Annotated in this window: 18 protein-coding genes and 1 tRNA gene; 10 read left to right on the forward strand and 9 right to left on the reverse strand. The window is 62.5% G+C overall.

Annotated elements, in window-relative coordinates; translation table 11 throughout:
* Positions 1–30 precede the first annotated feature (30 nt).
* The 4 genes from K3759_RS14060 (at position 31) to K3759_RS14075 (ending at position 3,087) form a co-directional block, all read left to right on the forward strand.
* Positions 31–648 (forward strand): glutathione S-transferase family protein, encoded by a 618-nt coding sequence (locus K3759_RS14060; RefSeq protein ID WP_259982712.1) that lies wholly within the window; start codon positions 31–33, stop codon positions 646–648.
* 65 nt (positions 649–713) lie between these two features.
* On the forward strand, positions 714–1,652 hold the full coding sequence (locus tag K3759_RS14065) for an aldo/keto reductase (RefSeq protein ID WP_259982713.1): 939 nt from the start codon (positions 714–716) through the stop codon (positions 1,650–1,652).
* Positions 1,649–2,302, forward strand: a complete 654-nt coding sequence (locus K3759_RS14070; protein ID WP_259982715.1) for a class I SAM-dependent methyltransferase — start codon at positions 1,649–1,651, stop codon at positions 2,300–2,302. The genes K3759_RS14065 and K3759_RS14070 overlap by 4 nt, the downstream gene beginning before the upstream one ends.
* Positions 2,299–3,087: a glycoside hydrolase family 25 protein gene (locus tag K3759_RS14075; protein ID WP_259982716.1), complete on the forward strand. Its 789-nt coding sequence runs from the start codon at positions 2,299–2,301 to the stop codon at positions 3,085–3,087. Before K3759_RS14070 ends, K3759_RS14075 begins: the two co-directional genes overlap by 4 nt.
* Before the next feature lie 91 nt (positions 3,088–3,178).
* On the opposite strand, the gene K3759_RS14080 is transcribed toward K3759_RS14075, so the two are convergent.
* From K3759_RS14080 to K3759_RS14095, 4 genes are all read right to left on the reverse strand, one after another.
* Positions 3,179–3,925 carry a hypothetical protein gene (locus K3759_RS14080; protein WP_259982718.1) on the reverse strand — a complete coding sequence of 249 codons (747 nt, stop codon included), beginning with the start codon at positions 3,923–3,925 and terminating at the stop codon, positions 3,179–3,181.
* Complete coding sequence (locus tag K3759_RS14085) at positions 3,922–6,414, reverse strand: FAD-dependent oxidoreductase (protein ID WP_259982720.1); 2,493 nt, start codon at positions 6,412–6,414, stop codon at positions 3,922–3,924. Before K3759_RS14085 ends, K3759_RS14080 begins: the two co-directional genes overlap by 4 nt.
* Positions 6,415–6,625: 211 nt before the next feature.
* Complete coding sequence (locus K3759_RS14090) at positions 6,626–8,029, reverse strand: FAD-binding oxidoreductase (protein ID WP_259982721.1); 1,404 nt, start codon at positions 8,027–8,029, stop codon at positions 6,626–6,628.
* Between the two features lie 106 nt (positions 8,030–8,135).
* Positions 8,136–9,122 (reverse strand): D-glycerate dehydrogenase, encoded by a 987-nt coding sequence (locus K3759_RS14095; RefSeq protein WP_259985649.1) that lies wholly within the window; start codon positions 9,120–9,122, stop codon positions 8,136–8,138.
* 155 nt (positions 9,123–9,277) lie between these two features.
* Here K3759_RS14095 and K3759_RS14100 point away from each other — a divergent pair, with 155 nt between their 5' ends.
* From K3759_RS14100 to K3759_RS14125, 6 genes are all read left to right on the forward strand, one after another.
* Positions 9,278–9,787, forward strand: a complete 510-nt coding sequence (locus K3759_RS14100; RefSeq protein WP_259982722.1) for an SH3 domain-containing protein — start codon at positions 9,278–9,280, stop codon at positions 9,785–9,787.
* Between the two features lie 77 nt (positions 9,788–9,864).
* Positions 9,865–10,857: an NADPH:quinone reductase gene (locus K3759_RS14105; protein ID WP_259982724.1), complete on the forward strand. Its 993-nt coding sequence runs from the start codon at positions 9,865–9,867 to the stop codon at positions 10,855–10,857.
* Positions 10,858–10,924: 67 nt separating this feature from the next.
* A complete protein-coding gene (locus K3759_RS14110; protein WP_259982725.1) occupies positions 10,925–12,268 on the forward strand; it encodes a mechanosensitive ion channel family protein in 1,344 nt (447 codons plus the stop codon).
* 62 nt (positions 12,269–12,330) lie between these two features.
* Positions 12,331–12,405, forward strand: a tRNA-Gln gene (locus tag K3759_RS14115).
* Between the two features lie 118 nt (positions 12,406–12,523).
* Positions 12,524–12,895, forward strand: coding sequence for a hypothetical protein (locus K3759_RS14120; protein ID WP_259982726.1), 372 nt, complete (start codon positions 12,524–12,526; stop codon positions 12,893–12,895).
* 43 nt (positions 12,896–12,938) lie between these two features.
* Positions 12,939–13,430: a copper chaperone PCu(A)C gene (locus K3759_RS14125; protein ID WP_259982727.1), complete on the forward strand. Its 492-nt coding sequence runs from the start codon at positions 12,939–12,941 to the stop codon at positions 13,428–13,430.
* A 254-nt stretch (positions 13,431–13,684) separates the two neighbouring features.
* Here K3759_RS14125 and K3759_RS14130 read toward each other — a convergent pair whose 3' ends face one another.
* The 5 genes from K3759_RS14130 to K3759_RS14150 all read right to left on the reverse strand — a co-directional run bounded on the left by K3759_RS14130 (position 13,685) and on the right by K3759_RS14150 (position 18,987).
* On the reverse strand, positions 13,685–14,599 hold the full coding sequence (locus K3759_RS14130) for a D-amino acid aminotransferase (RefSeq protein WP_259982728.1): 915 nt from the start codon (positions 14,597–14,599) through the stop codon (positions 13,685–13,687).
* A gap of 283 nt (positions 14,600–14,882) precedes the next feature.
* Positions 14,883–15,689, reverse strand: a complete 807-nt coding sequence (locus tag K3759_RS14135) for an ABC transporter permease (protein ID WP_259982729.1) — start codon at positions 15,687–15,689, stop codon at positions 14,883–14,885.
* Complete coding sequence (locus K3759_RS14140; RefSeq protein ID WP_259982731.1) at positions 15,682–16,449, reverse strand: ABC transporter ATP-binding protein; 768 nt, start codon at positions 16,447–16,449, stop codon at positions 15,682–15,684. Before K3759_RS14140 ends, K3759_RS14135 begins: the two co-directional genes overlap by 8 nt.
* Positions 16,450–16,530: 81 nt before the next feature.
* Entirely contained in the window at positions 16,531–17,790 is a 1,260-nt protein-coding gene (locus K3759_RS14145) for a sodium:proton antiporter (protein ID WP_259982733.1), read from the reverse strand.
* A gap of 177 nt (positions 17,791–17,967) precedes the next feature.
* Positions 17,968–18,987, reverse strand: a complete 1,020-nt coding sequence (locus K3759_RS14150) for an ABC transporter substrate-binding protein (protein WP_259982734.1) — start codon at positions 18,985–18,987, stop codon at positions 17,968–17,970.
* Positions 18,988–19,057: the final 70 nt, after the last annotated feature.

The raw sequence follows: 19,057 nt of genomic DNA on the forward strand, positions 1-19,057 counted from the left end.
GCCCTTCCCTCTTTGTGAAAGGCGCTTGCCATGATCACCGTGCACCACCTCAACCGCTCCCGCTCGCAGCGCATCCTTTGGCTGCTGGAGGAGTTGGATCAGCCCTATGACGTCATCCGCTACCAGCGCGATGCCAAGACCAACCTCGCCCCGCCCGAGTTGAAACTGGTGCATCCTCTGGGCAAGTCCCCGATGATCGAGATTGATGGCCAGTTGGTTGTCGAAAGCGCTGCCATCGTCGATCTGCTCTGCACCCGCTTCGCGCCCGAGATGATCCCCGAACGCGATACGCCCGCCTTCCTGCGCTATATGGAGCTGATGCATTTCGCCGAAGGCTCTGCCATGACGCCGATCCTGCTCAACCTCTATGTCTCGCGCCTTGGCGATGCCGCAGCGCCGCTGCATCCGCGCATTAGCTCTGAATTGGACAATCACTACAGCTATATGAACAGCCTGGTGCGCCCTTCGGGACATTTTGTGCAGGATACGCTGTCTGCCGCCGATATCATGCTCAGCTTCCCCGCCGAAGTCGCCATGCGCCAAGGCCGCGCCGCTGATTACCCGGCCCTCAAAGGCTTCGTTGAGATGATTCAAAGCCGCCCGGCCTATCAACGCGCCCTTGAAAAGGGTGAGCCGCAAGCGGCCTAGCGCCCCACCGCCTGCCCCGCGCCAAACCCATTGCGCGCGGGCGGCACCCATGCCACCAATCGGGCATGACACAGATGCTTACCAGCCTTGATGGCACCCCCGCCAGCCGCCTTTCCTTCGGCACCATGCAGTTCGGTGGTCGCGCTGATGCGGCGGCCTCGCGCGCCATGTTCGACGCCTGTGTCGAGGCGGGGATCACCCATTTCGACACGGCGCATGTCTATACCGAGGGGGCCTCTGAAACGCTGCTGGGCCAATTCGTGCAGGAGCGCCGCGACAGCCTGATCGTAGCCACCAAAGCCGCCTATACCGGCGGCGCAGGGCGCGCCAATATCCTCGCCTCAGCCGAGATGTCGCGCCAGCGAATGCAGCTTGATACGCTCGACGTGCTCTATCTGCACCGCTTTGACTCCGACACACCGCTGACCGAAAGCTTCGCTGCGCTGGCCGAGTTGAAAGAGCAGGGCCATATCCGTCAGGTAGGCCTGTCGAATTTCGCGGCATGGCAGGTCGTCAAAGCGGCCCATATCGCCGCCGACTTCGGCTTGGAGATCGCCGTGATCCAGCCGATGTACAACCTCGTTAAACGTCAGGCCGAGGTCGAGATTCTGCCCATGGCCCACGACCTCGAAATCCTCGTCGCCCCCTACTCCCCTCTGGGCGGCGGCTTGCTGACCGGGAAATACGCCACCGGGGGCACAGGCCGCCTGAGCGAAGATGAGCGCTATGCCGCCCGCTACGGTCAAGAAGCAATGCACGGCGCCGCAGCCGGACTGGCCGCTCTCGCCCGCGATCTGGGCACTCATCCTGCAACCCTCGCCGTGGCGTGGGCCGCAGCCCACCCCACGCGGCCGACGCCGATCATCTCTGCCCGCTCTTTGGCGCAGCTTGAACCCTCGCTCGCGGCGCTGACCTATCAGATGACGCCGCAGACCTACGCCGCGATTGCAGCCCTTTCGCCCACGCCCCCGCCCGCCACCGATCGGCTGGAAGAACAGACATGACCCGCCTGCCGCCCAGTGCCAGCGTCGCCGAGGCTGCCGGCGGCGACCGGCTCTTCGCACCCGCCGCCGCGCGCAACCTCGACGCGCTCTGCGATCTGCTGGCGGATCACGCGCCACCAACAGGCCGCGCGCTGGAGATTGCCAGTGGCACCGGGCAACATGTCCTGGGCTTCGCCAGACGCCTCCCCGGTCTCACATGGCACCCCAGCGACATCGACACCGCCCGCCGCGCCAGCATCAACGCCTACGCAGCCGAGGCCGCCTTGCCCAATATCGCCTCCCCCCTTCCGCTCGACGCCACCAGCCCCGGCTGGGCAGCCGAGCATGGCCCCTTCGACCTGATCATGCTGGCCAACCTCCTGCACCTGATCCCGACCGAAGCCACCCAATGCCTCATCACCGAGGCTGCCGCCGCCCTTGCCCCCGGCGGCAAGCTCATCCTCTACGGCCCGTTCAAACGCGCAGGCCAAACCACCTCTCCCGGCGACACCCGCTTTGACGCCGAACTGCGCGCCGCAGACCCAATGATCGGCTACAAAGACAACCTCGACATGGCCCGCTGGCTCAGCGATGCTGGCCTCAGCCCCATCGACGAAGTGGCCATGCCCGCCAACAATCTCGCCTTTATCGCAGGAAACCCCAGCCCATGATCCTCCGTCGCGCCCTGATCCTGTCGCTTCTGGCCCTCGCCGCCTGTGGCCGCCCCGGCAACCCGCCTCCCGCCGATCCCGGCACGCTCTTCCCGGCGCGGTTCAGCGACAGTGACCCGGTGGACTTCCACGGTCGCAATCCGCAATCCTTCCCCGTCCACGGGATCGACGTGGCCCGTTTTCAGAACAACATCGATTGGAGTACCGCCCGACAGAACGGCGTGAACTTTGCCTTTATCAAAGCCACCGAAGGCGGCGACCTCAAAGACATCAACTTCGATACCCATTGGCAAGGCGCAGGCCAAGCCGCCGTAAAGCGCGGTGCCTATCACTTCTATTACTTCTGCACCTCACCCGAGGATCAGGCCCGCTGGTTCATCCGCAACGTGCCGCGCACCCCCGGCATGCTGCCCCCGGTGCTCGACATGGAATGGAACCCCTTCTCCCCCACCTGCGCGCATATCCGGCCTCCAGCGGCCGAAGTCCGCGACCAAATGCACCGCTGGCTCGCGGTGGTTGAGCGGCACTACGGCCAACGCCCAATCATCTACACCACGCCAGAATTCTACCGCAAAAACGACCTTGGCAGCTTCAAAGGCTACGACTTCTGGCTGCGCACGACTGCCAAAACCCCCGCCGAGGCCTACCCCAGCCAAACTTGGCGCTTCTGGCAATACAGCGCCACCGGCGTTGTCCCCGGCATCGGCGGTGACGTAGACCTCAACACCTTCTCCGGCAGCCGCGCCGATTGGCAAAACTGGGTCGCCACCCGCGCCGCACGCTAAACGCCAAGGTGAGGGCGCACCTCCCCCCTTTCATCCTTTCTTAAATACCGCTGCGCCTCAGCAGCCCCGCGCGCAACGCTGCTGTTGCGCGTCAATCCCGCGCATAATGACGTGCCACAACAAAGAGCCCGCCCACCAGCAACAGCGGCAACAAAAAAATCCGAAACACATGCACGCCCAACACCGCAAGCAAAGCGCCGATTAACTCATCCGCCCGGCTCCAAAGATTGCTGGCAAGCTGTCGGTATTCTGTCAGACCCGGCTCTTCTTCACCCAAAGCCTCACTGCCGCCGACACGGGCGGTGATCTCCTCAATCACCTCCATATTGCGCAGATAGACCCCTTCGGTAAGCTGCCCCGCAAGCGGCTCGGACACAACCAAGGCCAGCGGTAAGGCAAGCCCTAAAAACCCGCCATACCACGCCAGCCGCCGTGGCAGCCCTGCGTGACCACGCTTGCTCAGCGCCCAGACTGCCAGCGCTGCCGCCAACAACCCCAGGCCAATCGCACTCACCGGCCCCAAGGCCACCGCGATCACGCCCGTAGCCACCATCACGCCAAAGACCAACCCGGCGATACGCTCAACCGTGTCGTCAATCGGCTCCAACACTTTCAATGGCCGCGCTGAGCCCGAAGCAATGAACGAGAGCCCCACCTCGATCTCCTGCGCGGTCGACAAAAAGGCGTTCAACGTGCGCAGCGTGACATAGGACGCCGCCGCCGTGGTCGCCACATCAGCGGCATAGCCCTGCGCCGCGCTGACAACCGGATTGTCCCGCAACAGTGCTGCCGTCAGCGCCAACACACAGAAGAAAGCAAGCAGCCCCCGGCGGATCAAATATCCGCCCGGATGCGCTGGTTCTTCGGGTCATAGGGACTGTCTTCGACCACTTCGGCCTCCCACATCCGGTCAAGCATCTTTACCTTCAGCTTTGTTCCTACCACCGCGTCTTCAGCTTGCACATAGCCCATGCCGATGCTCTTGCCGAATGCAACGGAATAGCCACCCGACGTGAGCCGCCCGGTACGCCGCTCGCCGTTATAGAGCACCTCGCGCCCCCAGGGGTCCGCATCCTCGGGCCCGTCGATCAACAGCGTCACGCATTTCACGCGGATGCCGTGATCGACCATCGCCTGCTTCCCGTGAAACTCTTTGCTGAGATCCACGAAACGTGGCAGATCGGCCTCTAGCGGCGTTGCATCCCGGCCCAACTCATTGCCAAAAGCACGGTAGCTCTTTTCCTGCCTGAGCCAGTTCTGCGCCCGGGCACCAACCAGCTTCATCCCATGCGGTTCGCCAGCTTTCTCAAGCGCATCAAAGAGATGGTTCTGCATCTCGATCGGGTGGTGCAACTCCCAGCCCAGTTCCCCGGTATAGGCCACCCGGATCGCCCGCACCGGCACCATGCCCAGCTCAATGTTGCGCATGGTCAGCCAAGGGAACCGCTTGTTGCTCAGCACCGTGTTGGGCTCCGCATCCCGCACCAAATCCCGCAACACGTCACGCGACTTCGGCCCAGCAATCGCAAATACACCCCACTGCGTGGTCACGTCATGACATTCAACATAGCCCACCTCGGGCATTTTGTCGGCAATCGCCTTGCGCAGATAGTCACTGTCATAAGCCGACCACGCCCCCGCAGAGACTAAATAATACTCATCCTGCGCCAGCCGCACGATGGTATATTCCGTCCGCGTCGTCCCCGCCCCGGTCAGGGCATATGTCAGATTGATCCGCCCCACCGAGGGCAGCTTGTTGCAGGTAAACCAATCCAGAAACGCCGTCGCCCCCGGCCCGCGTACCAGATGTTTGGTAAAGGCCGTCGCATCAATCAGCCCCACCCCCTCACGAATAGCCCGCGCTTCCTCCACCGCGTGCTGCCACCAGCCCCCGCGCCGGAACGAGCGGCTGTCATGATCATTAAACCCCTCAGGCGCGTAATAATTCGCCCGCTCCCAGCCATTCACCTGCCCAAACTGTGCCCCCCGCGCCGCCTGTCGGTCATAGGCCGGAGAGGTCCGCAAGGGCCGGCAGGCCGGACGTTCCTCATCCGGATGGTGCAGAATGTAGACGTGCTCATAGGCCTCTTCATTCTTCCGCGCGGCATATTCCGTGGTCATCCAATCGCCGTAGCGTTTCGGATCAAGGCTCGCCATGTCGATCTCGGCCTCGCCCTCAACCATCATCTGCGCCAGATAATAGCCCGTGCCCCCCGCCGCGGTGATTCCGAAGGAAAACCCTTCCGCCAGCCACATGTTCCGCAGTCCCGGCGCTGGCCCCACCAGCGGATTACCATCAGGCGTGTAGCAAATCGGCCCGTTGAAATCGTCCTTCAACCCGCAATTCTCCGCCGAGGGGATGCGGTGGTTCATCGCCATATACTGATCTTCGATCCGCTCCAGATCGAGCTGGAACAGATCGGCCCGGAAACTGTCCGGCACCCCATATTCAAATCGCGCCGGGGCGTTTTTCTCATAGACCCCAAGGATCCAACCGCCCCGTTCCTCACGCACATAGCTCTGCGCATCGGCATCGCGGATCACCGGATGCTCAACGTTCCCCGCTGCCCGATAATCAACCAGCGCCGGATCGCGATCCATGACGATAAACTGATGTTCCACGGGAATCGCAGGCATCTTGATCCCCAGCATCTGCGCGGTGCGCTGCGCATGGTTGCCGCTGGCAGTAACCACATGCTCGGCGGTGATAACGATCTGCTCCTCCGACGGCACAAGGTTCCCGCCCTTCTCCACCATCTTGGTGCAGGTCACTTCCCAATGGGTGCCATTCCACTCAAACGCATCCGCCTGCCACTTGCGCTCAATCGCCACGCCCCGCTGCCGCGCACCCTTGGCCATCGCCATGGTTACATCAGCAGGGTTAATATACCCGTCGGTCCGGTGATAAAGCGCCCCCTTCAAATCCGATGTCTCGATCAGCGGCCACTTCGCCTTGATCTCATCCGGGGTGAGCCATTCATACGGCACGCAACAGGTTTCCGCGGTGGAGGCATAGAGCATATACTCATCCATCCGCGCATCCGTCTGGGCCATCCTCAGATTACCCACCACGGCAAACCCCGCATTCAGCCCGGTTTCAGCCTCCAAGGTCTTATAAAACTCGACCGAGTACTGATGGATATGCGTGGTCGCAAAAGACATGTTAAACAAAGGCAAGAGCCCCGCCGCATGCCAAGTCGAGCCCGACGTCAACTCATCCCGCTCCAAAAGCATCACATCATCCCAACCGGCCTTCGCCAGATGATAGGCAATCGAGGTGCCAACCGCGCCGCCACCGACAACCAATGCTTTGACTTGCGTTTTCATGTGCCAATCCCTCTGCGCTAGGCTCATCCCTGTTGTACGCAGCACGGCAAGAAGCCGCGGGCACCAGCCGACCGAACATCGCCAGAAACCGACCTTACCTCACCAAACCCGCCAATCCCGCGTTGAGGCGCCCCTCCCCCCAACTTCATCCTTTTCCAAATACCGTGCACCTCATTTCCCGCCGCACAACATCAGGGCAGGCCACGCCATCTCACCCCGGCAGAATCTTCCCCGGATTCAGAATATTGTCCGGATCCAGCGCCCTTTTTAGAGTTGCCATGACTTCCACCGCAGCGCCCAACTCCTTGCTCAGATAGGCCTGCTTGCCCTGCCCGATCCCGTGCTCGCCGGTGCATGTGCCGTCCATGGAGATCGCCAATTCCGCCAGCCAACTCACGAAGGTCTCGCCCCGCGCCACCTCGTCGGCGTCGTCCATGTCGATCAGTAGCGACGCGTGAAAGTTCCCATCCCCCGCATGGCCCACGATGGGCGCGATCAGCTTCAACTCCTCCGCCCGCGCCTGTGCCGCGACCACGGCATCGGCGAGCCGCGAGATCGGCACGCAGACATCTGTGGCCACGGCCTTGCACCCCGGACGCAGCGCCAGCACCGCCCAATAGCCATCATGCCGTGCTTGCCACAGCTTGTTGCGTTCTTCGGGCGTGGTGGTCGCCGCATAGCCGTTGCCGCCGAATTCCTCGGCCAGCATGCCAAAGGTCTCGGCCTGTTCGACAACCCCGGCGTCAGAGCCGTGGAACTCCAACAACAAAAGCGGGGTTTCTGGCAGGGTCAGCTTGGAATAGGCGTTCACGGCCTTCACCACATCGGCGTCCAAAAGCTCAATCCGCGCCACGGGCAGGCCGTATTGAATGACCGCCATGACGGTCTCACAGGCCGCTTGCACCGTCGGAAAAGAACAACGCGCCGAGGAAATCGCCTCAGGGATACCCTGCAAGCGCAGTGTGATCTCGGTGATGATCCCCAGCGTCCCTTCCGAGCCCACCATCAACCGCGTCAAATCATAGCCCGCCGAGGATTTCCGCGCCCGGCCCCCGGTGCGGATCACCCGGCCATCGGCCATGACCACCTCAAGGCTCAGCACATTATCTTTCATCGTGCCATAGCGCACCGCATTGGTGCCGCTGGCCCGTGTCGCCGTCATCCCACCGAGCGAGGCATTGGCACCGGGATCGATCGGAAAGAACAGCCCCTGATCGCGCAGATAGGTGTTGAGCGCTTCGCGGGTCACACCGGGCTGCACCCGACAATCAAGATCACCCGCGTTGACCTCAAGCACTTGGTCCATCTGCATGACATCGATGCAGATGCCGCCCGCGGGGGCATTCACATGACCTTCCAGCGAGGTTCCCGTACCGAAGGCAATCACCGGCACTTTATGCGCCGCACAGATGCGCACCGCCTGCGCCACCTCTTCGGTCGAACGTGCCATGACCACCGCGTCGGGCGCCTGCGTGTCGATCCATGTGGTGGTGTGGCCGTGCTGCTCGCGAATGGCTTGGCCGGTCAGCAGATTGTCCCCGAAGGCTTGTTGCAACTCGTCCAGCGCGGCGGCGATCCCCGCCTCATTTCGCGGCAGTTCTGCGATCTTCGTCAATTTCCATCTCCAAACAGCGTCTGTGCGCCGGAGGAAGCCCTGCGGGCGCAACTTGCGAAAATACTTTCACCCAATAGCCGCCATACCGCCATCGCCCTACGCGGGCTTACAGCATGGAGGGCACAACTTGATCCGGCGGACGGTGGCCGTCATCGAAAGTCTTGATGTTAATTAAAACCTTCTCACCCATCTCAATCCGGCCCTCCAGCGTGGCCGACCCCATATGCGGCAGCAGCACGACGTTCTTCAACTCACGCAGGCGCGGGTTGATCTCGCGGCCATGCTCATAAACATCCAGCCCCGCGCCTTTGATGTCACCAGTGCGCAGCATCCGCGTCAGGGCGTTCTCGTCGATCACCTCCCCGCGTGAGGTGTTTACGATCACAGCGTCACGCTTCATCAAGCCCAAACGGCGCGCGTTCATCAGATGAAAGGTGCTGGGCGTATGTGGACAGTTGACGCTGATTACATCCATCCGGCTGACCATCTGGTCAAGGCTGTCCCAATAGGTCGCCTCCAAAGCGCCTTCGACCTCTTCGCGCAGACGTTTGCGGTTGTGGTAATGCACCTGCATCCCAAAGGCCCGCGCCCGGCGCGCCACGGCTTGACCGATCCGGCCCATGCCCAGAATGCCCAAACGACGCCCGCCGACCCGACCGCCCATCAAGGCCGTCGGCGCCCAGCCATCCCAATTGCCAGACTGCATAACCGCCATGCCCTCAGGCATACGGCGGGTGACGGCCAAGATCAGCGCCATGGTCATATCGGCGGTATCGTCGGTCAGCACACCGGGGGTGTTCGACACCAGTACGCCGCGCTGGCGTGCGGTGGCCACATCAATGTGATCAACCCCCGCCCCGTAATTCGCGATCAGTTTCAACCGCTCGCCCGCCTGGGTGATCAGCGGCGCGTCGATCTCATCCGTGATCGTTGGCACCAGCACATCCGCTTGGCGCATCGCCGCGCCCAATTCCTCGCGGGTCATGGGCTTGTCATCTTCGCGTAGGGTCACGTCAAACAGCTCTGATAGCCGTGTTTCCACCGCCTCTGGCAACCGTCGCGTCACTACAACACTCAACCGCTTCTTTGACATGCCTGCTCTCCCGGCCTTGGCGTCGCCTCGTTTCCGGGGCATGGTGTCTCATGCAGCGACGAGGCACAAGAACTCGCGCCGGAAAAAGAGCAACAATAACCCGCAGATTTGCACAGCACCGACCCACAGCAGTGAACCGCATAGCAGGCAATTCCATGATAACCGCTTTCTTTCGCAGCACCCTTTTGGTGGGCGCGCTGCTTTTGGCTCAGGCAAGCCCCGGGGCCGCAGAAGAGGCGCGCGGACAGGTCACGAACCTCCCCCTTCCCCGGTTTGTTTCGCTTAAAGCTTCCGAGGGCAACGTGCGCCGTGGCCCTTCGCTGTCGCATCGGATCGACTGGGTTTACAAACGCCGCGACCTGCCGCTCAGGATCACCGCCGAACACGGCCATTGGCGCCGGGTAGAGGACCGCGACGGCATGGGCGGCTGGGTGCATTATTCGCTTTTGTCGGGCACCCGCACCGTGCTGGTTGAGCAAGACATGCTGCAACTTCACGTCAACCCCGACCCAAAGGCCGCCGTTGTGGCGCGGCTGGAGCTGGGCGTGGTGGCGCGTTTGGGCGAATGCACGCTGGAATGGTGCGAACTACGCTCGGGCGGCTTTACCGGCTGGGCGCCCAAAGTACGGCTTTGGGGTGTCGGCCCTCAGGAACTGCGCGAATAAGCCCGCCCTTCAGGCCAATTGCATGATCCCGGCGCATGCGCCACTCTGCGCGTTGAATTCAAGCCGGAGAAAGCACCATGCACGCCATCACTTATGACCAATTCGGAGCCGCTGCCGATGTGCTGCGCCTGTCGGAAATCGACAGCCCCGCACCGCAACCCGGCGAGGTCTGCGTGGCGCTGAGCCATTCGGGCGTGAACCCCTCTGACGTCAAGGCCCGCGCAGGCACCCGCCCCGGCGTGACCAAACCACCCTTCCCGCAGGTCATCCCCCATAGCGACGGCGCGGGAGAGATTATCGCGGTGGGTGCAGGCGTCGATCCGAGCCGTGTAGGTCAAAAGGTCTGGGTCTGGAACGGCCAATGGCAGCGCGCCTTTGGTACGGCGGCTCAGCAGATCACCCTGCCCGCGCATCAAGCTGTACCCCTGGCCAAGGGCATCTCAACCGAGGTTGGGGCGCAGCTTGGGATTCCGGGGCTGACCGCTTGCCACGCCGTTTTCGGCGGCGGCGGGGTGGCCGGGGAGACGGTGCTTATTCAAGGCGGTGCCGGAACGGTGGGCTACCTTGCCGTGCAATTGGCGAAATGGGGCGGGGCCAAGGTGATTGCCACCTGCAGCCCGCGCGACAGTGATCTGGTCCGCGATGCTGGCGCTGATGCGGTGCTGAGCTACGCCGATCCCGATCTCGCCGCCGCCGTTTTGGACGCCAACGGCGGCAAGCCTGTCGAGACCATCGTCGAAACGGAGTTCGGCCTGAACCTCACCACCGATACCGAAGTCATCGCCCCCAACGGCCGCATCGCCGCCTATGGCTCGGCAGGGGAAATGTCGCCCACACTGCCCTTCTACCCGCTGCTGTTCAAAGCGGTGACCATCGACATCATCCTAATCTATCTGCTGCCCGCAGGCCCGCGCGAACAGGCGATCACCCGCCTGCATCATGCGCTGGAAGATGGCGCCTTGCGCTGTCCTGTCGACACTGTCCTGCCGCTCTCCGAAGCTGCCCGCGCCCATGAACTTGTCGAGGCCGGGCACCGTAACGGGGCGGTGCTGCTCGATTGTCAGGGGTAGCGCGCTAATTGACCAAGCCACCGCCCTCATGGAGGGGCGGCGGCCTTGTCCGTTGACGGAGATCCCCATGCGCCTGATTGCTGCCCTGCCCCGCCTGATCCTGTGCCTGCTTTTGCTTTTTGCCCTGCCGGTGCCCCCTGCGTCGGCGCAGGACAACGACCAGCCTGAAGGCACCATCGCCGTCGAAGGGGACGCCACGGCAGATGCCGCCATCGCCAACCGCATCCGCGCCATCCTGCGCGAGCTTGAAGGGTTTGAGAAGGTCAGCGTCTCGGTTTCTTCCGGCATCGTCACCCTGCGCGGCACCACGCTCGACACCGCCAGCGCCGCACGTCTGAGCGATCTCGCAGGCCGTGTCGAAGGGGTGGTCGCAATCCGCAACGAGGTCCGCGAAAGCACCGATGTGTCCGAACGGCTCAACCCTGCCGTGGACCGCTTCACGGCGCGGATGGAGCAGGCCGTGGCCTTCCTGCCGCTGGCCCTAGTGGCGTTTGGGGTCTTTGCCCTGATCGTCGTTGCCGGGCTGGCACTAGCGCGGCTGCGCAACCCGTGGGAGCGGCTCGCCCCCAATGCCTTTATCGCTGACATTTACCGCCAGATCATCCGGCTGGCCTTTATCATCGCGGCCCTAGTCGTGGCGCTTGATATCCTCGGCGCAACGGCGCTTCTCTCGGGCATCCTTGGTGCGGCGGGGATCGTCGGCCTCGCCATCGGTTTTGCGGTGCGTGACACGGTGGAGAATTTCATTGCCTCCGTCATGCTGTCGATCCGACAACCGTTTCGCCCCAATGACACGGTCGAGATTGATGGCGACACCGGCAAGGTGATCCGCCTGACCAGCCGCGCCACGATCCTGCTCAGCTATGACGGCAACCACGTACGCATCCCGAACGCGACTGTCTTTAAAAGCCGCATCATCAACTACTCGCGCAATGCCGAGCGGCGGTTCACCTTTACCCTCTCGGTGGCCAGCGACGCCGATCTGGCCCGCGCCCGGGAATTGGCGCTGGAGGTGCTGAATGACCTGCATTTCGTCCTCCCCTCCCCCGAAGCCGCCGCATGGGTTGAAGAGGTGGCCGATCACTGGATCAATATGCAATTCGCCGCTTGGATCAACCAAGAGACCACCGATCTGGCCGCCGCGCGCAGCGAAGCGATTCGCCTGACGCTGGCCGCCTTCGACGCGGCAGCGCTTACCGCACAGCCCCCGGCCTACCGATTGATAACGCAAAGCGAATCGTCCAGCACCGAGCGGAAAGAATCGCCTCAATCGCCAACGGAGAGCGCCAATCCCGCCCCCGTACAGCCAGTTGAAGCGCAGGCTGACCGTGAATTGACCCGCATCGTAGCGCAGGAACGTGCCGAATTGCCCCGTGAAGACCTGCTCTCTGTTGATGCAGCCGAAGAATAGGCTAATTTATCAAAAACGGGTCTTGCACCCCGGGCCAGAGAACTCTAATTAGCGCCCTGTGTTGGGATGTAGCCAAGTGGTAAGGCAACTGTTTTTGGTACAGTGTACCGTAGGTTCGAATCCTACCATCCCAGCCAACACACTCCTCCGATAGCTCAATCCTCACGCCCCCAAAGCTGTGCGCTGCCCTACGACATCACGTCGCAGATCGCACCGCTCTATAGCGTTACCTCACCACGCAGGGTAACAGGGCGCATGTCCGCCGCTTCGCGCATATCCTCGCTTCAGGTCACCCTGACCCTCTGGCTGGTTCTGGCACTCGCCAGCCTGCCCCTAGCGCATCGTGCCAGCGCACAAACCCAGCAGGACCCGGTGTTCATTGCCTTTGTCCAAGCGGGCGGCACGCTGAGCGATCTTTGCAATGGGCCGCTCGGCGGCCAAGGCCACGCCGCGCTTGACTGCGAAGCCTGTCGGATCGTTGGCGCATTGATTTTACCCACCCCGGCCGATGTCTTGCTGCCGCCCGAAAACACGCGCATTGCAGCACCACAGACCATGCGCCCGCTCTGGGTGCCGCGCAGCCCGGCCGGGGCGCCGCCCCCCCTGCGCGGCCCACCAGTGGTCTGATTGCTCGCCTTTCACGCAGTTAATCAGACAATGGAATACACCAATGAAATCAATCTACGCCGCAGCCTTGGCTGCCCTCTTCGCCCTGCCTGCCACCGCGCATGAGTATCAGGCGGGTGCCATCACCGTCGATCACCCAATGGCCTTTGAGACCCCGAAAACCGCCCGCGTTGGGGGTGGATACCTGACGATCACCAATAGCGGAGAGACCGCCGACCGCTTGGTCGGCATCAGTGCCGAAGGCTTTGACGAAGTTTCCCTTCATGAGACCACGACCGACGACATGGGGGTGGCCCGTATGACACATGTCGAGGGCGTCGACCTGCCCGCGGGCGAAACGGTAATGCTGGAACCGGGCGGGCTGCATGTCATGTTCATGGGTTTGGACGGTGACCCTTTTGAGGAAGATGAGAAGATCCCGGCCACTCTGATCTTTGAGAAGGCTGGCAGGCTGGACGTGACCTTTAATGTCGAAAGCCGTCGCGGCCATGACGCGGGCGAGATGGATCACACCTCAAACGAGATGCACCACTAGGCCACAAATGCGGCGCAGCGGGTTGATCGAAACCTTCAGCACCTTTGCTTTTGGCCTGTGGTACTGCGGCCCGCAGCGTCGCGGTGGAAAAATGTCTTTGTGGTCTCTCCACAGCGCGGGTCATTCCCATGGTGGGCAACACGCTGCTTGGCATAGGGTTGGATAAGTGGCTGCTACATCGCACGCCGGTATGAAACCGCGCGGTTTCACAACGCGCCGCCCGCCCCTTTGCGGGGGCGGGCATCTTTCGGCCCTCAGGCCGTGTGCTGTTTGATCAGCTCTTTATAGAGCGCCTGAATGCGCTTGGTCACCGGCCGCGCGCCGGTGCCGATGGCCTTGCCGTCAATCTCCGCCACCGGGGTCTGCGCGCCGAAGGTGCCGGTGAGAAAGGCTTCATCCGCACCATAAGCCTCATAGAGCGAGAAGTTCTTTTCCCGCATCGGGATGCCGTTTTCATGGCACAGGTCGATCACCTTTTGCCGCGTCACGCCATTCATGCAGTAGTCCCCGGTCGAGGTCCAAACCTCTCCGCGCCGCACGATGAAGAAGTTGCAAGCGTTGGTGGTGTTCACAAAACCATGCGGGTCGAGCATCAACGCCTCATCCGCGCCCGCCGCCTCGGCCTGCAAGCATGCGATGATGCAGTTCAGCTTCGAGTGGCTGTTGAGCTTGGGGTCTTGGCTATGCGGCAGGCCGCGCACCTGCGGGACGGAGGCCAAACGGATGCCCTTGGACTGCAGCCGGTCCATGGGTTTGGAATGCTCCATGATGATTACCAGCGTCGGCCCGGTGGTGCTGAGCGAGGGATGCTGGAACGGTTTGTCCTTAATCCCTCGGGTCAGCATCAGGCGGCAGTGCACGTCCTCGTGCATATCGTTCGCCTCTGCCGTGCGGCGCAGGGCGTCTGCGATGCCTGCCCTGTCCATCCCCACGTCGAGCGAGATCGCTTTGCAGGAGTTGAAGAAGCGGTCCATGTGCTCGTCGAAGAACGCCCATGTGCCGTTATAGAGGCGCATGCCTTCCCAGATGCCGTCGCCTAGCATGAACCCCGCGTCATAGACCGAGACCTTGGCTTCGTCGCGGTGAACGATGTCGCCGTTGACGTAGATCTTGATGTCGCGGTTGCGGACGTCTTCGTCAGCGGCGTGGGTGGTGGTGTGGTCGGTCATGGGAGAGATCCGTTGGTGAGGGCGGTTGCAGCATTGATAGCAAAGCCGTTCAGGACTACCACCCCAGCCCGAAATCAAGCCGCAGGCGCCGGGCCGTCGCCTGCCCGCCCGTCACGCCGGAGGCGTGCCAGCCTATATGGGCGCACCTTTGGTGCGACCGGGTAGGCGATTTGGTGAGGCTGGGCGTGCCCTCTCGGACCGCACATCAAAGCCGAGAAATAAAGTGAGACCAATTTACGTCAGATCGCCGACCCGCGGTCAGGCGCTGGCCCTTCCGAAACCCTCAGACCCGCCAGTTCAGAACGCGCCGCTCCACAAAGGCCACCACCGAAGACACCGCCACGCCCAGCAGCGACAGGATCACCACGCCTGCAAACAGGCGCTCCAAATCATACAGACTCCCCGCCTGCAAAATATACGCCCCGATCCCATATTCCGCGCCCAGCATCTCAGCCGCCACCAACAGGATAATCGCAATCGTCAGCGAAATCCGCAGCCCCGACAGGATCCCCGGCATCGCGCCGGGCACCACGATTTTCGAAACAATCGACCACCAACCGAGGCCGAAACTCTGCCCCATACGGATCAGCACTCGGTCTACGTTGTCGACCGCCGCGTAGGTGGCGACAACGGTGGGCGTGAAAGTGCCAAAGGCGATCAGCGCGTACTTACTCGCCTCATCAATGCCGAACCAAATGACAAACAGCGGCAAAAGCGCGATCTTTGGGATGGGGAAAATCGCCGCCACCAAGGGCACCAGCCCCGCGCGGGCCAAGGAAAACAGCCCGATCAGCACCCCAATCCCGATCCCCACCGAGGCACCGATCAGCGCGCCCACGGCCAGTCGGGTCAGCGAGGGGCCGAGGTGTTTGAACAGCATCCCTGACTGGTAAAGCTCCTGAAACGTCAGCAACACATCGCTGGGCCGGGGCAGCGTCAGGGCCGAGATAAAGCCACTGCGCGTGCCCCATTCCGCCAACAGGATCAGCACCACGAAGACCGCAAGCCCTACCCCGCGCCGCGTGCCGGGCTGGAAACCACCGCCGCGAAAGGTGACCTCGCGGGCATTTGCATCTGTCATCTCAGCCATCGATCAACTCCGCATCCGCCGCCGCAGCCTCATCGCGCATCAGCCCCCAAAGGTGCTGTTGTTGGGCCTCAAGCACCGGGTCGCCGTGGCGACGCTCGGCCAGCGGCATGTCTAGGTTCACCACCTCGCGCAGTTCCCCCGGACGGCGCGACAGGACGACGATTTTATGCCCCAGCCGCACCGCTTCGGCGAGGTTGTGGGTCACATAGACCGCCGTGAAAGGCTGCCGCGTCCAAAGCGCCACGAGGTCATCCATCAACAATTCGCGGGTCTGGCTGTCGAGCGCGCTAAGGGGCTCATCCATCAGCATCACGGCAGGGTTCACCGCCAGCGCACGGGCAATCGCCACCCGCTGCTTCATCCCGCCAGAAAGCTGTTTGGGCAGGGCATCTGCAAAATCGGTCAACTTGGTCCGCGCCAGCACATCGGCGATGATCGCCTCGCGCTGCGCCTTGCCCAGCCCGTGATCCTCTAGCACCAGCGCCACATTGCCGCGCACCGTGCGCCACGGCAGCAGGGCGAAATCCTGAAAGATATAGGTCAGCGGGTTCAGACAGCCCTCAGGCGCTTCGCCCATTTGCAGCACGCGGCCTTCGCTGGGCCGCTCCAACCCGCCGAGCATGCGCAGCAGGGTAGACTTGCCACAGCCAGAGGGGCCAACGATGCAAACGATCTGGCCAGAGGGAATGTCGAGCGTGATATCACGCAGCACTTGGGTATCGCCATAAAAATGGCTGACGGAGGAAAGCTTGAGGTCCATGCCGCCCTTTTTCAGCAAAAACGTTGCGCACGCAATGTACGATCCGCACACTAGGACAGCCGTCCGCCGCCGGTGACGTGCTTAAGGCTGCTCACCCTCTTTCCCGCGCAGCCCATCCACCGCGATCCCGGCGGTAAACCCATGTACCAAGGTCGACACAAGGATCGCGAACCCCACCATCGCCCAAAGCGGCTCTTCGTCCAGAAACTCCACCTTCCCCGCCGCATAGGCGAGGTAGTAGATCGACCCGATCCCCCGAATGCCATAGAGCGCTACGACCCAGCGGGGGCGCGCCTCAATAGACGATCCCAAAAGCGCCACCCACCCCGCCAAAGGGCGCACGACAAAGATCAATGCCAGTACGATCACCGCACCGGAGAGGGTCAGATCAGCCAGCAAGGCGGGCAGCACCGCGCCAATCGCCACCAGCAGCAGTGCCGTCAGGGCGTGCTCAACGGCGGCGGTGAAGTCATGCAAACGGCGGTGGAATTCGTGGTCTGCCTCAACCCGTCGGATCACCAGACCGGCCACCGCCACGGCGATAAAGCCATAGCCTTCGACCAATTCCGTCGTGCCATAGCACAAAAGCACACCGGCCAAGGCCACCACGCCCGAGGAGGTCTCGGCCAGAACCGCCTTGCGCGGGACGACGAACAAGACCTGCCCCAAGGCCCAACCGCCCGCCGCGCCCATGGCGGTGCCCACAGCGATGCGCCAAAAGACATCGCGCGCCAGCCACTCCACACCCCAAGCCGCCGGGGCCAAGCCCTCGGCTGCGACCAAAATCCCAAGATAGACAAAGGGAAAGGCCAATCCATCATTCAGCGCCGCCTCGGTCGTCAGCGCAAAACGCACCGGATGCTCTCCGCCCTCATGCGGCGGGCCGACCTGCACATCGGCCGCGAGAACCGGATCGGTCGGGGCCATCACCGCGCCCAGCAAGATCGCCCCGGCAGCAGTCATCCCGGCAAAGGCCCAGCCCATCACGGCGACCGACAGGATCGTCAGTGGCATGGTCAGCGCCAAGAGCCGCGCCGTTGGCCCCCAGCGGGACCAGTCCGAAAGCTTGTCAATGCGCAGCCCCGTCGCGAACAGAGCGACGATCACGCAAAGCTCTGACACCATCTCCCACGGGAAGGGATAGATGCGCGGATCGGGAAATGTCGGCATACCGGGGACGAGGGCGAAAATACCCATGCCCAAAAGGATCAAAAGCCCCGATGCTGCAGGCTCGCGTCGGCTGACGAAACGCGGCAGCCAATGAGCAAGGATGACAACCGCACCGACGGCTCCCAAAGCGAAATGATAGCCGTCTAGGGCGAAAAAGCTGCCGTCGCTCACTGCAAATTCCCTTTTTCTGGTCAGGGGCTTGGCCCCGCATCAGCATCAAAGGTATCTTTGGGGGGCGGCATTGCCAGCCTTACTGGCCGGAAATCGCCGCCGCGCCCGGCCAAAAGAAAAAGGCGCGAACATCTCGGACGCGCCTTTTAAAATAACTTCTAAACGCCAGTGGCGCGTTTAGCTGTCCATCGTCTCGACGTAAGAGGTGTCGATCAACGTCTCCAACGTGATGTCGGCATCGACCAGCCCTTCGGACTGGAACCACTCCAATTGATCGCGGACGGAGGCGACATTCAGCTTGGCCCCTTCGTTCAGGCGCATGGTGCCGTTGATGATCGATGGCGCTGCCTTGTCGCGAGGGCGGTCGGTGTAGACGTATTTATGGATCAGGTCGACCATCTCATCCACGCCCGCATCGCCGCCATCCTTGGCGATCATCGCGGCGTTGTAGTCGGCGACCCCTTTGGAATAACCGGCAAGGAAATTTTTGGTCATTTCCTGCTCATCACTGGCATTCTTGGTCGAGGTAAAGACCGTGGTGACCTGATAATCCGGCAGATAGGTCGCCACATCGCCGATGATATGCACGGCACCAGACCCGGCCAACGGCTTGGCAATATGCGGCACGATCGACCACGCATCGATCTGGCCTGACTTCAGCGCACCAATCACCGCGCCGACCTTTTGCAGGGGCTTGAACTTCAGGCTGATCCCCTCGGCCTCGGCCATTTTGGAGCCCATGTAGTGGAAGGACGACCCGGCCTGCGTCATGCCAAAGCTTTTGCCATCCAACATGCCCGGCGCGGTGATGCCCGCTTGATAGGCCGCGTCGGAGACGAGGAACTTCTGTCCGTCGATGCCCGGCTCTTCTTGCAGACCGCCGCCGATAACCTTGACCGCGCCCTTTTGCGCCAGGGACACCAGACCGCCCGAAATCGCGGTGATCGCATAGTCCACATCGCCACTGGCAATCGCCACGGCCATCGGCTGCGCGGCTTCGAAAAAGCGCAGTTCAACGTCCAGACCAGCCTCTTTGAAATAGTCCCGCTCAAAGCCGACAAAGCTGCCCGCGTGGCTGGTAAAGCGCAGCGCGCCCACGGTGATCTTGCGGTTTTGCGCCAGCGCCGGAGCCGCCAGCCCCACAGCGGTTGCGGCACCCAAGGTTGCGATGGCCTGACGGCGGTTGAACAGGGTCATGATCTCACTCCTCCAATTTTGCCGCAGCATGGTCGGCGGCCACGCCGAAAGTCAAGCGAGAGCGCCCTCA

The sequence above is a fragment of the Sulfitobacter sp. W027 genome, from assembly GCF_025143985.1.
Taxonomy (GTDB): domain Bacteria; phylum Pseudomonadota; class Alphaproteobacteria; order Rhodobacterales; family Rhodobacteraceae; genus Sulfitobacter.